Consider the following 14,842-nt stretch of genomic DNA (forward strand, 5'->3'; position numbering starts at 1 on the left):
GCCTTCAGTGGTCGTGGTCGGCTTCGGCCTTGCCGAGCTCGGCCTTCAGGACGAAGGAGTTGGCCACCGCGACCTCGTCGCCTGGGTTCAGACCCGAAAGGATCTCGTAGGCCTGGTCGTCGGCCTTGCCGATGGTCACGTCCCTTCTCTCGAACCCCGCCGGGGTCCGCGCGAACACCACCTTCTCGCCGCCGATGGTCTGGATTGCGGATTTCGGCAGTCGGACCTTGACGGGATCCTGGGCGATCTCGACTTCCGTCGTCACGAAGGTCCCCGGCCGCCAGGCCATGTCCTTGTTGGGCAAAGAGACGATGACACGGGCCGAGCGCGTCTCCGGGTTGAGGATCGGGCTCACGAAGACGACCTTGCCCTCTGCGCGAGGGCGGTCGTCCCCCGCGACGATGGCCACCCGGGCGCCCTCTCGCACCTTCGCCAGCTCGGTTGTCGGGACCGAGAGCTCGATCCACACGGAGGACAGGTCGGCCACGGTGTAGACGTCCGCGGGGTCGCCCTCGCTGCCGACCTTCGTGCCGACGTCGACCTTTCGCTCGACGACCCGTCCGGCGAGGGGGGACCTGAGCTCGTATCGTCGAAGGGTCGACAGGTTCGGGGTTGTCTCGTCCTTCTTGGCCGAGACTGCGACCTCGGCCGCGTTCAGCCCCAGGGCCGAAAGCTTCTGGCGGGCGAGGTCGACGCGAAGGGTCGCTTCCGAATAGGCCGCCTTCGCGTTGAGAAAGGCCGATTCCGCCGAGATTCGCTTGTCCCAGAGCGCTTGCTGGCGGTCGAAGTTGGTCTTCTCCAGGTCCGCCTTGACGGTCGCCGTCAGGAACTCGCTCTTGGCCTCTGCAACCTCGCGGCTATCGAGGACCGCTACGACCTCGCCCTTGGCTACGTCCTCGCCGAGACGCTTGCGCATTTCCGCCACCGTCCCGGCAACCCGGGCGGGCACGCGGGCGATCCGGTCGGCATCCTGGACGATGGAACCGGGAACGAGGAGATGGCGCGAGAGTATGCCGGCGTCGACGCGAGCCAGCTTGATGTCCTGCTCCGCGGCCTGTTCGGCCGTCATCTTGATCTTGCCCTCGCCCTCCTCGCCGTGCGCCTCGCCCTCGGCATGCGCGTGGCCGGGGGCCTTCGGCTTGGGCTTGGCCTCGTTATCCGAATGCCGATGTGCGGCCTCTCCATGCGCCGGCTCGCCCGCCGAATCCGGGCGCTCGTTGGAAGCATGCTCGTGATCCGGCTCGCCGTGTCCCTCGTCGCCCTTCCCGGACGCCGGCCTCGATACGGCGGCGTTCGTCGGTGGAGGCTTCGGGGCCGTTGAAAGACCGGCGGTCGCGAGGGCGCCCTGCACGATTTCGGACACACGCGGGAAGGCACCGCCGATGGCGATGCCTATGGCCAGGAAGGCCACGGACAGAAGTGCACGCATGGAAGGAGGCCGTTTGCCTGGAACACGAAGGCCCGTTCTCTGGGCTTCGGTGCTCCGTACTGTTCACGCTCTGTGGGGGCCGATCATCCGCTGGGATGGTCGGAGGACGCGCGCCACGGACGTGACGACGCCATCTCAGGCGCGGGGAGGCCTCGGAAGGCGGTCCGGCGAGACCGAAACCATAGTCGCGTCCACGAGGGCGTAGGTCGGCCGCTTGGTCATGGCGCTCAGCGCCAAAGCCGGTCCCTCGGGATTGATGGCTTGGTGGCATCCGCAGTTTGCGTGACAGGTCAGGCAGCCATCAGCATGGCTTGCCGGAGCCGCGTCGGAATAAGCCGACATCGACACTTCGGCACCGGCGAAGCGATGGACCTCTGCGGAATGGATGGTTCCGGGAGCGACAAGCGCCAGGGCGAGCACGAGCGAGAGCGCGCGGACGGCGATCGCCCACCAACCGCGCATTGCCTCGTAGGCCCTAATTGGGGATCCCGCGCTCATGGCTGCCTTATGAACGATTCCGGGCCACTCGTACATGCCGGATGGCCCCCGACGGGAGGCAAGCCTCAATAGTCGTGATGGTGATGATGGTGGTGGCGACGCTCGTAGTAGACCGGCCGCTCCTCGTAGTGGCGGCGATGACGATGCACGACGATGTCGTCGTGGTCGCCGTGATGGTAGCGGTCGACATGGACGTCGCGACCGCGCCTCTCGAAGTCGCCCCCGTAATACTGCGCCGATGCGGCGGCAGGGACGAGGATCAGGGTCGCGGCGAGAAGGGCTGGGATGCGGACTCGCATGGCTCTTTCCTCAAGGATTGATGCCGTGAGCATGGGTCCGGCGACTTGAACGGGGTCTGAAACCCGCGTTCATCTTGCCGGACCTGGGAGCGGCGAACCGCTCAGTGGCGCTCGATGACCGTGGTTCGGCGCTCGCTGCCATGGTTGTCATCGTGATGGTCGTCGTGGTGGTGATGCTCGCGGACGACCTCATGGTGGTCGTCATGGTGACGGTCGCCGTGGCGCTCGCCATGACTGTCGCCATGGACGCCGACGCCGCCCGGGCCGACGTCGATGTGCTGGGCGAGGGCCCCGACCGGCGCCAGGGCCAGGGTCGTGGCGGCGGCGTAAGCGAGAAGGTTGCGCTTCATCGTGGTGCTCCTAGAAACATTGTATGGCCAGCAACGCATTTCGTTCGGAAACCGATCCGAGATTATTTTGGTGTTTCAGACGTATCGCTTAGCCAAAGATGAGAAGCGCACGAGATAATCGCGTGTATTGTTCGGGGTTCAGCGGACGCGAAGGCGCCTCGTTGGTCCTTTCGCTGGCGAGGTCTAGGATCGTCATTGGTCCGGACTGGTCGACGTGCGCCGGATACGCACGCCTCGGCACGGCGAAAAGGGGCGGTCGTCAGCCGGAGATGGCTATTGGCCCCGAAGGACGAGCTTCCACGCATGGTCGGGGCTTACAGGCATGGACGGATCGGAGCATGCCGGGTCGTCAAGGTCATATCGGTTCATGGCCTGCACGTGGACGGAAATTGACGCCCATGGTCAGCCCCTTACGTTGAGAGCAAGGGATAGGCCGGGCGGGGGCCTGCACCAAGCTTGAGATCACGCCAAGACAAGCCGCTCCGAGGTATCCGTCTGCCGCCGGACAAGAAGCTCTTGACCTTCCCATCATGGGAAGCCCCATATCGCCGTGACGTCACTTCTAAGAGGAGAACCGTCATGATCCGGCTCAAGGTCACTCGAATGAACTGCGGCGGCTGCGCCAAGTCCGTTACGCGCGCGGTCCTGGGCGTCGATCCGAATGCCACCGTCGACATCGACCTGGGCGAAGGCATCGTCTCCATCGCGTCGTCCTCGGATGCGGCGCGGTTCACCGACGCGGTCAGTTCCGCGGGCTATGGCGTCGAACCGCTGACCGCCGCGGCTTGACCGACCGGCAAGCGGAAACAATATCGGCGCTCGGCCATTTGTGTCCCGGGGCGAGTATTCCTCGGCCCATCGAAACGGTGTAAGCAATCCCGATGAGACCCGACCGGCAACTCGTGCGCCTGATGGCGGCGATGATCGTGATGATCATCGCCTACGTCGCGCCGTCTGCCGTCCAGGCTCACGAAGGCCATCATCACGGTGGCCATGACCATGCCGCCATGACGCGGGCGCCCAAGGCGTCCGTCGCGCCGCTGGCGGCCCCCGCACCGCGCGACGTCGGTCGGTCGGCGGCTGCCGTCGATGCAACGCCCGTGCTGCTCAAGGCCGCGGTTCCCGCCCGGGTCGCCGTCCTCCAGTCCGAGGACGCGGGTCGGGGTTGCTGCCCCGGTCCCTGCAAGGGCGCATGCTGCGGGACGATGTCCTGCTGCGTTCCTGGCATCCTCTCGGCTCCGATGACAATGCCGACGCTCGCCTTCGGGCATGTCGTTCTGGTCACGCACGACATCGACGGCCGCTCCGGCCTCGGCCCCGAGGCCCTGCCCAGGCCCCCACGAACCCTCGCGTAACGAACGGCGCGCCAAGGGCGCGCAACGGTCGGATTCCGTCCGCAAGCCGCGGATGTGCGTCCGGTGTTCGAACGCGAGGATGCCTCTTCCATGTCTTTTCGTATTGCCGCCGCCCTTGGCGCGGCGTGGCTGGCCGTCGCTTCGCTGGCGGGTCCCGCACGTGCCCATGAGGGGCACGACCACGGCGCACCGCCCCCGCCCGTCTCGAAGTCCATCGCCCCGCGCGGCGAGGCCGCGTCGGACGCGTTCGAGCTGACCGCCATCCCACGGGACGGGAAGGTCACGTTCTACCTCGACCGCTTCCGGACCAACGAACCCGTCCGCGGCGCAGTCCTGGAGGTGGAGACGCCCGAGGGGCAGAGGACCGCCACCGAGACCGCCGAGGCGGCCTACGTGCTTCCCGCGCCCTGGCTCGCGCAGGCGGGATCGCACGACCTCCTGGTGACCGTCACCGCCGGGGAGGCGGTCGACGTCCTCACCGTCCCGCTGTCCATCCCGCAGACCCAGGCGCCCGTCGCCGCCCCGGCCGCAGCGCCGGGCGGCACCGCCATGGCCAAGGCGTCCGCCGCCGTCGCCGACCTGAAGGCCCGCCTCGCGGCCAAGGACCCCGTCCTGATGCTGACCGCGGCGGCCGCCTTCCTCCTCGGCATGCTGCTCACCGTGCTCATGCGGGGCCGGCGCAGCCTTCCCGCCGTGGCCGTCATGGCGGTCTTCGTGACCCTGGCGCTCGGGACCGTGGCCTTCGCCCATGGCGACGAGGACCACGGCACCCCGTCCAAGGGCGACCCGGTTCAAGGCGCGGCCCTGCTCGACCCCGCGCAGCCGTCGTCCGACCTTGCCCAGCGCCTGCCTGACGGCTCCGTGTTCGTGCCCAAGCCGACCCAGCGCCTCCTGGTCCTGCGCACCACCATGACGGAGCAGGCGACGTTCCACCGGACGGTCGAACTGCCGGGACGCGTGATCCCGGACCCGAACGCCAGCGGCGTCGTGCAATCCTCGGTCGGCGGCCGGCTCTCGCCGCCGTCCTCAGGCCTGTTCCCGCGCCTCGGGACGACGGTGAGGAAGGGCGACGTGCTGGCCTACGTGACGCCCCCGGTCCAGGCCATCGACGTCTCGGACATGCGCCAGCGCCAGGGCGAGCTCGACCAGCAGATCGACGTCGTCGAGCGCCGCGTGGAGCGCTATCGCAAGCTCGCGACCACCGGCGCCGTCGCCCAGACACAGCTCGACGACGCCCTCTCCGAGCTGAAGGGCCTGCAGGACCGCCGCACGGCCCTCGACAAGGCACGACAGCAGCCGGAAGCCCTGGTCGCGCCCGTCGACGGCGTTATCGCGCAGGCCTCCGCGGTGGCGGGCCAGATGGCGGCGGCCGGCGCCATGGTGTTCCAGATCGTCGACCCGACCCGTCTCTGGGTCGAGGCCCTGAGCTTCGACGCCCTCACGCCGGCTGGGAACGCCACGGCCCGCTTCGCCGACGGGCGCACCCTATCCCTCGTCTACCAGGGCGCCGGCCTCGCCGACCGCAACCAGGCCATCCCGGTCCAGTTCGCGATCAAGGGCAACACCGCCGGCCTGCGGGTCGGGCAGTTCCTCACGGTGCTCGCCGGCACGGACGCCGAGCAGTCCGGCCTCGCCCTGCCGCGTGCGGCGGTGGTCCGCTCCGGCAACGGGCAGGCCATCGTCTACGAGCACGTCGCCGCCGAGCGCTTCGAGGCCCGCCAGGTCCGGGTCGAGCCCCTCGACGGGACCAACGTGCTCGTCGCCGAGGGGGTAGGCGCGGGCAAGCGCGTCGTCACCGAGGGCGCCGAGCTCCTCGATCAGGTCCGCTGAGGAGGCACGCCCATGTTCAATTTCCTCGTCACGCAGTCACTGCGCAACCGCCTGCTCGTCCTCGCGGTCGCCGCCGTCCTGATCCTGTACGGCGCCTTCACCGCCACCAAGCTGCCGGTGGACGTGTTTCCCGACCTCAACAAGCCGACGGTCACCATCATGACCGAGGCCGAGGGGCTCGCGCCGCCCGAGGTGGAGCAGCTCGTCACCTATCCCATCGAGACCCGGATGAACGGCCTGCCCGGGGTCAGCCGGGTGCGCTCGGTCTCCGGCGTCGGGCTCTCCATCGTCTACGTCGAGTTCGACTGGGGCACCGACATCTACCGGAATCGGCAGCAGATCGCCGAGCGTCTGACCCTGGTCCGCGACCAGCTCCCGCCGAACGTCACGCCCCAGATGGGGCCGATCTCCTCCATCATGGGGCAGATCCTGCTGGTCGCGGTGACCGGAGACAACGCGACCCCGATGGAGGTGCGCGAGGCCGCCGACTTCATCCTGCGGCCTCGCCTGCTCACCATCCCGGGCGTCGCCCAGGTCATTCCCATCGGCGGCGAGGTGCGCCAGTTCCGGGTAAGCCCGAACGTGGCGGCCATGCGGGCGCTCGGCGTCACCAACGCCCAGCTTGAGGCGTCCCTGACCCAGTTCGGCACCAATGCCGGCGGCGGCTTCACCGACCAGTACGCCCGCGAGTACCTCATCCGGAACATCGGCCGGACCATGAGCCTCGACGACCTGCGCAGCGTCGTCGTCGCCAACGTCGCGGACGCGCCGGTCTACCTGCGCCAGGTGGCGGAAGTCTCCTTCGCCCCGAGGGTGAAGCGCGGCGACGGCGGCTACATGGGCAAGCCCGGCGTCATCGTCTCCGTCGAGAAGCAGCCCGACGTCGACACGGTCAAGCTCACCCGCGAGATCGAGGCGGCGCTGAAGGAGGTCACCGCGACCCTGCCGAACGGGATCAAGGCCGACCAGATCCTGTTCCGGCAGGCGAACTTCATCGAGACCTCCATCGCCAACGTCGAGCGCGTGCTCGTCGAGGCCATCGTGGTTGTGGCCATCGTGCTCTTCGCGTTCCTCCTGAACGTGCGCACCACGGCCATCTCGCTGACCGCCATCCCGGTCTCGATCCTGGCGACCGCGGTGGCCTTCCACCTCGCCGGCCTGTCGATCAACACCATGACCCTGGGCGGGCTCGCCATCGCCATCGGCGAGCTCGTCGACGACGCGGTGGTCGACGTCGAGAACATCTTTCGAAGGCTCGGCGAGAACCGGGCGGCCGGCTCGCCGCGCTCGACCTTCGAGGTGGTGGTTGCCGCCTCCTCGGAGGTGCGCTCCGGCATCGTCTACGCAACGATGATCATCGTCCTCGTGTTCGTGCCCCTGTTCGCCCTGTCGGGCATCGAGGGCCGCCTCTTCGCGCCCCTGGGCCAGGCCTACATCATCTCCATCCTGGCGAGCCTGCTGGTGTCCGTGACCCTGACGCCGGTGCTGGCCTACTACCTGCTGCCCGGCCTCAAGAGCCTGGCCGAGCACGACAGCGCCCTGCTGCGCTGGCTCAAGCGGGGTAACGCCCGGTTGCTCGGCGTCGCCTTCCGGCACCAGCGCCTGCTCGTCGCCACGGTGGCGCTGTCCGTCGTGGCGGCCGGGATCGCCGCCTGGAACCTGCCGCGCGCCTTCCTCCCGCCCTTCAACGAGGGCTCGTTCACCGTCAACACGACGTTCAACCCGGGGATTTCGCTCTCCGAGAGCAACCGCGTCGGCCTCATCGCCGAGAAGCTGCTCCTGGACATTCCGGAGGTCGCCTCGGTGGGTCGCCGCACCGGCCGGGCCGAGCTCGACGAGCATGCTGAGGGCGTCCACTCCTCCGAGATCGAGGTCGAGCTCAAGGGCGGCGGCCGGCCGAAGGACGCGGTCGTGGCGGACATCCGGCAGCGCCTGTCCCGGCTGCCGCTCTCGGTGAACGTCGGCCAGCCGATCTCGCACCGCCTCGACCACATGCTGTCCGGCGTCCGGGCCGAGCTTGCCCTGAAGATCTTCGGCGAGGATCTCGACGCCCTGCGCAGCGTGGCCAACGACCTGCGCGACCGCATGGCAAAAATCCCCGGCCTGGCCGACCTGCAGGTGGAGAAGCAGGTCCGCATCCCGCAGCTGGAGATCCGGGTCGATTACACCCGGGCCGCCCTCTACGGGGTCCAGCCCTCGGCCGTAGTCGAGCAGCTCAGCCGGCTGTCCAACGGGCGCGTCGTTTCGACGGTGGCCGATGGCTACAAGCGCTTCGACGTGCTCTTGCGCCTGCCCGAGCGCCAGCGCACGACCCAGGGGCTCAAGGACCTCCTGATCGAGACGCCGTCCGGCTGGGTGCCGGCGCGCCAGGTCGCCGACATCCGCGAGACGGACGGCCCCAACCAGATCCTGCGCGAGAACAGCCGGCGCCGTCTCGTCGTCCAGGCCAACACCAACGGGCAAAGCGACATGGCCACCATCGTGGCGGCCATCCGCAAGGAGGTGGCGGAAGCCAAGCTCCCGCCGGGCTTCTTCGCCAGCCTGGAGGGGACCTTCCAGGCGCAGGAGGAGGCGAGCCGGACCATCGCGGCCCTTTCGACCCTTTCCCTCGCCCTGGTCTTCGCCATCCTCTACAGCCGCTACCGCTCGGCCGTGCTGGCGCTGATCATCATGGGCAACGTGCCGCTCGCCCTCATCGGCAGCGTGATCGCGCTGTGGCTGGTGGGCCAGCCGCTCTCGGTGGCGTCGATGATCGGGTTCATCACGCTGACCGGCATCAGCGCCCGCAACGGCATCCTGAAGATCAGCCACTACCTGAACCTGTCGCTGCACGAGGGCATGCCGTTCGGGCGCGACCTCGTGGTGCGCGGCAGCCTGGAGCGCCTGACGCCGGTGCTGATGACCGCCCTGTCGGCGGGCGTCGCCCTGGTGCCGCTGCTCTACGACGCCGCGAACCCGGGCAAGGAGATCCTGCACCCGGTCGCGGTGACCATCTTCGGCGGCCTGATCAGCGCGACCCTGCTCGACACGGTCCTGACGCCCGTCCTGTTCCTGCGGTTCGGCAAGGCCCCGCTGGAGCGCTTGCGCGCCGTGCAGTCCGAGACACCCGATGCACCGCGTCCGGACGGCGCCAAGCCGCGTCCGGTCGAGGCGTTCTGAGCCCCCACCCAAAAAGGAGAAACCCGATGATTCCCTGGAGAATGGCCCTGATGGCGGGCGTGCTGCTCGCCCTGCCGGTCCACGCGCACGAGGTGTCCGGCCAGCACGGCGGCCGGGTGACGGATGCCGGCAAGTACCACGTCGAGCTCGTTGCCAAGGGCGAAAGCGTCGACGTGTTCGTCACGGACGGCAGCCAGAAACCGGTTCCGGCGACCGGCTTCAAGGGCACCGCCATCCTCGTCGTCGGCGGCAAGCCGGCTCGGGTGCCCCTCGAACCGGCCGACGCCAACCGCCTCTCGGGCAAGGCGTCCGTGGCGCTCGGTGAGAGCCCGAAGGGCGCCGTCCAGCTCACCGCCCCGGACGGCGCGACGACGAGCGGCAAGTTCAACTGACCAGCGGCCCTCCGGCCCCGGACGCGGGCCGGAGGGGACCGACCGATCCCGTGCAGGGATGCAGGAGGACCGCCGAAGGCTGTCCCTCCTGTTCGAGCCACCGGCCGGAAAACGCTTTGCCGGCCTGTCCAACACGACGAACCAAGGAGACCGAAGCCATGAAGACCATGACCGCCGCCGCCCTGCTGATCGCCCTCTCGGCGGCAACCCCGGCCCTCGCCGACGACCAGGGCAATGCCAACGCCGAGCAGCAGACCCAGCCGACGCCGAACCGTGGTGGCACCTCGGGTGGGCCGGCCCACGACGCGCGCCCCGGCGAGACGGGTTCGACGGGGTCGGGTGAACGCATGGACCACGCCCATCCCGATGGATCGGCCTCCAAGCCGTCCCGGAACCGCTGATCGGCCGCCCGGACCGGGAACCCTCATGCGTCCGTCCAGGGCGCAGGGCTCCCACTGCCCCACCACCAAGTTACGTCACGTAGGAATGGAAACGACCATGAAGACCATCGGCACGATTGCACTGGCCGCGCTGCTCGGCCTCGGAACGGCTGGGCCGAGCCTCGCCCAGTCGACCCATTCCCACGGCGGGCACGAGATGCCCGGCGACCCGAAGGCGTCGCATGACGAAGACATGATGAAGATGATAAACGACATGAAGCCGGACCCGAAGGACCCGGCCTCGACCAAGGACTTCAAGGCCGCCGACATGGCGATGATGCACGACATGCACGTGCCCTACACCGGCAACCCGGACGTGGATTTCCGCACCCACATGATCCCGCACCACAAGGGCGCGGTGGCCATGGCCAAGGTGGCCCTGAAGCACGCCAAGGACCCCGAGACCAAGGCGATGGCCCAGAAGATCATCGACGACCAGGAGAAGGAGATCGGCGAGATGGAAGGCTGGTTGAAGAAGAACGCGAAATAAGCCGTTCACCCGAGGGGCTGGAGGCCGGCACGGATCCGGCCTCCAGTCCCTCGATGATCGGGCAGTGGGGTCGTCCGTCCCCGTCGCAGGCGTCGGCCAGACCACGAAGGACGTCCGCCATTTCCTGAAGGTGGCGGGCCTTCTCTTCGAGTTCCTCGATGTGGGTCAAAGCGAGGGCCTTCACCTCGGCGCTGCTGCGTGTGGGATCGCCCCACAATCCCAGAAGGACCCGGATGCGTTCCAACGGGAAGCCGAGGTCCCGAGCCCGGCGGACGAAGCTGAGCCGGTGCACGTCCTCCGGGTCGTAGTCGCGGTAGCCGCTGTCCCGGCGGTCGGCCTGGGGCACCAAGCCGATGCTCTCGTAATGGCGGATCATCTTGGCTGAGACCCCCGATGCGTCCGCCGCCTGCCCGATGTTCATGACGATCCCCATGGTTGACCTTCCCATGATGGGAAGGCGCACACCGTTAGGCAACATCGACGAACGGGAACACGATCATGATCCACGGCACCGCAGCGAACGACCATGCAGACCCCCACGGTGCCCATGCCGGGCATGACCACGCGCATGGCCATCAGGTCGAGCCGCCCGCCGGCGCCGGGACGGTCAAGGATCCCGTCTGTGGGATGACGGTCGACCCTCACAGGGCGAAGCATCGGGCCGAGCATGCCGGGCACCCGTACTACTTCTGCTCGACAGGCTGCGGAACGAAGTTCGAGGCCGATCCGGTCCGGTACATCGACCCGGCCCAAGCCGCCGCGAAGTCCGATCCCGTGCCCGAAGGCACGATCTACACCTGCCCGATGCATCCGGAGGTGCGCCAGGTCGGCCCCGGCGCCTGCCCGATCTGCGGCATGGGGTTGGAGCCGGCCATGGTCGGCGCGGACGCTGGCCCGAGCGAGGAGCTCGTCGACATGACGCGCCGGTTCCGGGTCGGGCTCGTCCTGACGCTTCCGGTCTTCGTGCTGGAGATGGGCGGCCATCTTTTCGGCCTGACCGAGCGGCTCGGCCAGCAGGCCTCGAACTGGATACAGTTCGCGCTCGCGACGCCGGTCGTGCTCTGGGCCGGCTGGCCCTTTTTCGTGCGGGCCCTTCACTCCGTGCGCTCGCGCAACCTCAACATGTTCACCCTCGTCGCCCTCGGGACCGGGGTGGCCTGGGCCTACAGCGTCGTCGCCACCGTCGCTCCCGGCTTGTTCCCCGAGGCGCTGCGCGGTCACGGCGGGGCGGTGCCGGCCTACTTCGAGGCGGCGGCCGTCATCACCGTGCTGGTGCTTCTCGGCCAGGTCCTGGAACTGCGGGCGCGCGAGAGCACCAGCGGGGCCCTCAGGGCGCTCCTCGACCTGGCGCCGAAGACCGCCCGGCGCCTTCATCCGGACGGCACCGACGACGAGGTTCGCCTGGAGGACATCCGCGTCGGCGACCGCCTGCGGGTGCGCCCGGGCGAGAAGGTGCCGGTCGACGGAACCGTGAGCGAAGGTCGAAGCTCGGTCGACGAGAGCCTCGTGACCGGGGAATCGATGCCGGTCACGAAGGAGGCCGGCGCCACGGTCATCGGCGGCAGCCTCAACCAGTCCGGCTCGCTCGTCATCGAGGCGACCAAGGTTGGTCGGGACACCATGCTGGCCCGCATCGTCCAGATGGTGGCCGAGGCGCAGCGCAGCCGGGCCCCCATCCAGCGCCTCGCGGACCGGGTGGCGGGCTGGTTCGTGCCCGCCGTCATCGGCGTGGCGCTGCTGGCCTTCGTCGCCTGGATGGCGTTCGGCCCCGAGCCGCGCTTCACCTTCGCCCTCCTGGCCGCCGTGGCCGTTCTCATCATCGCCTGCCCCTGCGCGCTCGGGCTCGCCACCCCGATGTCCATCATGGTCGGCGTCGGCAGGGGCGCCGGGGCCGGGGTGCTCGTGAAGAACGCCGAGGCGCTGGAGCGGATGGAGCGGGTCACGACCCTCGTGGTCGACAAAACCGGTACCTTGACGGAGGGCAAGCCCACGGTCACCCGGATCGTGCCCGCGGCGGGCTTCGACGAGGCGGAGGTCCTGCGGCTTTCGGCAAGCGTGGAGCGCGCGAGCGAACACCCCTTGGCGGTCGCGGTCGTGGCGGCCGCCGAGAAGCGGGGGCTGGCCTTCGCCCCGGTCACCGGCTTCGACAGCCCGACGGGCAAGGGCGCGCTCGGCACCGTCGAGGGACGGCGTGTGGCGCTCGGCAACGCGAGCTTCCTGCGCGAGCAGGGCGTGGACGTCTCCGCCTACGCGGTCCAGGCCGATGACCTGAGGCGGGACGGGGCGACGGCCATCTTCGTCGGCGTCGACGGACGCGTGGGCGGCGTCCTCGCCATCGCCGACCCGGTCAAGGCGACGACGGCAGAGGCACTGGCCGCGCTCCGGGTCGAAGGCATCCGTGTCGTCATGCTCACGGGCGACAACCGGACCACCGCCGAGGCGGTGGCGCGTCGGCTCGGCATCGAGGAGGTCGAGGCGGAGGTGCTGCCCGACCAGAAGGCCGCCGTGGTCGAGAGGCACAAGTCGGCGGGGCAGGTGGTCGCCATGGCGGGCGACGGCGTCAACGACGCCCCGGCGCTCGCCGCGGCCGACGTCGGCATCGCCATGGGAACGGGGACCGACGTGGCCATCGAAAGCGCTGGGCTGACGCTGCTCAAGGGCGACCTCATGGGCATCGTGCGGGCACGGCGCCTGTCGCGGGCGGTGATGGGCAACATCCGCCAGAACCTGTTCTTCGCCTTCATCTACAATGCCGCGGGCGTGCCGGTGGCGGCCGGGGTGCTCTATCCGTTTCTTGGCATCCTGTTGTCCCCGGTCATCGCGGCCGCGGCGATGGCGCTCTCCTCGGTCAGCGTCATCGGGAACGCCCTGCGGCTGCGGGCGGTGCGGCTTTAGAAGACGCCGTGGCGGTACATCCTTCCGGAAGCGGTGCGTCATCGTGGAGGGGCGTGAAGGGGCAAGCTTCGCGGACGGCATCCAGCACAGGCCCCGGTCCAGAGCTAGGCGCCGAGGACCTCGCCGGTCTGATCGATCAGGCGGGTGGCCTCGTCCGCCAAACGGCCTTCCTCCTGCTCACGGGCTTCCTCGATGGCACGCCTGACCGACTGGGCCGTGACCGCCCGAGCGATGGCGATGCCCATGACGAGGACGAGTGCGACGAGCGTGAAGAGGGCGCCGAGCTGGGCGAGGTCGGTGATCATCGGCCAGGGCCCGTCCACGACGGCATCGAGGGCTACAAGCCGGACCATGAAAAGGGCGGCGAACAGCACAGTCAGGGCAGTGAGCCCCGCGAGCCAGGCGACGCAGGAAACGTCGCCTGCGCGTACGAACACCGCGATGCGGGTTCCCCGCCAGACGTTCCGCAGACCGTTCCCTAGGGCCTGCAGCTGCTTGTGGCAGGGCCGAAAGGTCCAGGGCGCAATGGAGTGGATGCTAATCAGCGTGTAGAGGGCGATGAGTGAGGGACGGGATTTTTCGTTCTTCTCAATGGCGGCTTGCGCCCGCTTCAACTGCTCGGAGGATTCCTCCCGGTTCTGGTACATCTCCCCGAATGCCTGCTGTGCCAGTCGTTGCGCGGCCTCGCTAAAGCGTTCCTGTGGTAGGGAGAGATACCCCACGGTGCAGGTGAGGGTGATGCCCCCGAGGGTGATGATGGTGCCGAAAATGACCTCAAGCGCCTTGCGGTTCTCATCGGCCGCAAGGCGCCTCAGGTCTGGGGTGTCGAACTTCGGGTGGAAGTGCTCCACCATAGCGGAGACCCCGGTCACCCCGAGCACGTGATAGACAGCAAGCCCGACCAGGACGCCGAGGGCGAGCAATCCGAACGCACGCATGGGGCGGGACCGTTCGCCTAGCGGGTCGCGGAGGCGCCGAGTTCCTGGGCGGTGACCGGTACCGCGGCATCCCAGAGCGACTTGAACTTGCGGGTTGCGGAACGCGCGACGACGGGGTCGCCGAAGACGACCGTGGCCTTTCGGGACTGGGTGTCGGTCTCGATCCGAACGTCGCGTTCGTCGGCGATGCCGAAATGCACCGTGGCCGGATGTTCGAGACGACGGACCCTCAGCTTTGGGTCGTCGCCGACCATGTATGCGCCGAGTTCGGACAGCGCGGAACGATGGGCAGCATCCGGCATGTGGTCCAGCAGGACCGACATCTGGGCGCCGGGACCGTCGAGGAACTCGCGGGTCTTCGAGGCATCGAAGATATCCGACGAGAAGTACCCGCACAGGAACGCGAGATGTCGCTCCGCGCTGGTAACGAGCACGTCGGTCACGGCGCGCGCATGCTCGGGCCCGCGATTGCTCACGACCCGGCGACTGCCGGTTGCCCGACTGGCACGAAGGGCGTTTTCCGCCATTGTGCGATACTCGGTCATGTCGACGGGACTGGCCATCAAAGGGGTTCGGCCTCACGCTGGAATGGATGCGGTTACCAGCGGGTGAATGGTACACCTCCGCCGGCCGTCTGCAACGGTGATATGGGGTGCCAACGGCTCCACCGCATCAACATGTGCCTTTAAGCGCACGTTCCAGCAGGCCGCAAGGATTTCCGGACACGAGGTAGTTCGCAAAGCCGCTCAACCAACCGAGCGACGACA

General features: G+C 68.6%; 15 protein-coding genes. 8 read left to right on the forward strand and 7 right to left on the reverse strand.

Annotated elements, in window-relative coordinates:
• Positions 1–4: 4 nt before the first annotated feature.
• From OF380_RS12930 to OF380_RS12945, 4 genes are all read right to left on the reverse strand, one after another.
• Positions 5–1,429 carry an efflux RND transporter periplasmic adaptor subunit gene (locus tag OF380_RS12930; protein WP_264051095.1) on the reverse strand — a complete coding sequence of 475 codons (1,425 nt, stop codon included), beginning with the start codon at positions 1,427–1,429 and terminating at the stop codon, positions 5–7.
• A gap of 135 nt (positions 1,430–1,564) precedes the next feature.
• Positions 1,565–1,927 (reverse strand): hypothetical protein, encoded by a 363-nt coding sequence (locus OF380_RS12935; RefSeq protein WP_244472794.1) that lies wholly within the window; start codon positions 1,925–1,927, stop codon positions 1,565–1,567.
• 65 nt (positions 1,928–1,992) lie between these two features.
• Positions 1,993–2,226: a hypothetical protein gene (locus OF380_RS12940; RefSeq protein ID WP_082487856.1), complete on the reverse strand. Its 234-nt coding sequence runs from the start codon at positions 2,224–2,226 to the stop codon at positions 1,993–1,995.
• A 101-nt stretch (positions 2,227–2,327) separates the two neighbouring features.
• A complete protein-coding gene (locus OF380_RS12945) occupies positions 2,328–2,576 on the reverse strand; it encodes a hypothetical protein (protein ID WP_056355073.1) in 249 nt (82 codons plus the stop codon).
• A 579-nt stretch (positions 2,577–3,155) separates the two neighbouring features.
• Between OF380_RS12945 and OF380_RS12950 the strand changes: the two genes are divergently transcribed.
• The 7 genes from OF380_RS12950 to copM all read left to right on the forward strand — a co-directional run bounded on the left by OF380_RS12950 (position 3,156) and on the right by copM (position 10,242).
• On the forward strand, positions 3,156–3,365 hold the full coding sequence (locus OF380_RS12950; protein WP_056355076.1) for a heavy-metal-associated domain-containing protein: 210 nt from the start codon (positions 3,156–3,158) through the stop codon (positions 3,363–3,365).
• Positions 3,366–3,457: 92 nt separating this feature from the next.
• Complete coding sequence (locus OF380_RS12955; RefSeq protein ID WP_056355079.1) at positions 3,458–3,931, forward strand: hypothetical protein; 474 nt, start codon at positions 3,458–3,460, stop codon at positions 3,929–3,931.
• Positions 3,932–4,021: 90 nt separating this feature from the next.
• Entirely contained in the window at positions 4,022–5,761 is a 1,740-nt protein-coding gene (locus OF380_RS12960) for an efflux RND transporter periplasmic adaptor subunit (RefSeq protein ID WP_056355308.1), read from the forward strand.
• A 12-nt stretch (positions 5,762–5,773) separates the two neighbouring features.
• Complete coding sequence (locus OF380_RS12965; RefSeq protein ID WP_056355082.1) at positions 5,774–8,920, forward strand: efflux RND transporter permease subunit; 3,147 nt, start codon at positions 5,774–5,776, stop codon at positions 8,918–8,920.
• A 26-nt stretch (positions 8,921–8,946) separates the two neighbouring features.
• Positions 8,947–9,312, forward strand: coding sequence for a hypothetical protein (locus OF380_RS12970; protein WP_264051096.1), 366 nt, complete (start codon positions 8,947–8,949; stop codon positions 9,310–9,312).
• Between the two features lie 158 nt (positions 9,313–9,470).
• The gene (locus OF380_RS12975; protein ID WP_056355088.1) at positions 9,471–9,713 is read left to right on the forward strand and encodes a hypothetical protein; all 243 of its coding nucleotides are present in this window, start codon (positions 9,471–9,473) and stop codon (positions 9,711–9,713) included.
• 97 nt (positions 9,714–9,810) lie between these two features.
• Entirely contained in the window at positions 9,811–10,242 is a 432-nt protein-coding gene (gene copM / locus OF380_RS12980) for a CopM family metallochaperone (RefSeq protein ID WP_056355092.1), read from the forward strand.
• Here the strand turns inward: copM and cueR are convergent.
• Positions 10,178–10,663, reverse strand: coding sequence for a Cu(I)-responsive transcriptional regulator (gene cueR / locus OF380_RS12985; protein WP_082487872.1), 486 nt, complete (start codon positions 10,661–10,663; stop codon positions 10,178–10,180). The two genes, copM and cueR, sit on opposite strands and share 65 nt — an antisense overlap.
• Before the next feature lie 77 nt (positions 10,664–10,740).
• On the opposite strand from cueR, the gene OF380_RS12990 reads away from it, so the two are divergent.
• Entirely contained in the window at positions 10,741–13,137 is a 2,397-nt protein-coding gene (locus OF380_RS12990; protein ID WP_056355099.1) for a heavy metal translocating P-type ATPase, read from the forward strand.
• Between the two features lie 104 nt (positions 13,138–13,241).
• On the opposite strand, the gene OF380_RS12995 is transcribed toward OF380_RS12990, so the two are convergent.
• Together OF380_RS12995 and OF380_RS13000 are read right to left on the reverse strand one after the other, a co-directional pair.
• Positions 13,242–14,075: a hypothetical protein gene (locus OF380_RS12995; RefSeq protein WP_056355102.1), complete on the reverse strand. Its 834-nt coding sequence runs from the start codon at positions 14,073–14,075 to the stop codon at positions 13,242–13,244.
• 17 nt (positions 14,076–14,092) lie between these two features.
• Positions 14,093–14,518, reverse strand: coding sequence for a hypothetical protein (locus tag OF380_RS13000; protein ID WP_264051097.1), 426 nt, complete (start codon positions 14,516–14,518; stop codon positions 14,093–14,095).
• Positions 14,519–14,842: the final 324 nt, after the last annotated feature.

The organism is Methylobacterium sp. FF17 (genome assembly GCF_025813715.1).
Taxonomy (GTDB): Bacteria; Pseudomonadota; Alphaproteobacteria; order Rhizobiales; family Beijerinckiaceae; genus Methylobacterium; species Methylobacterium flocculans.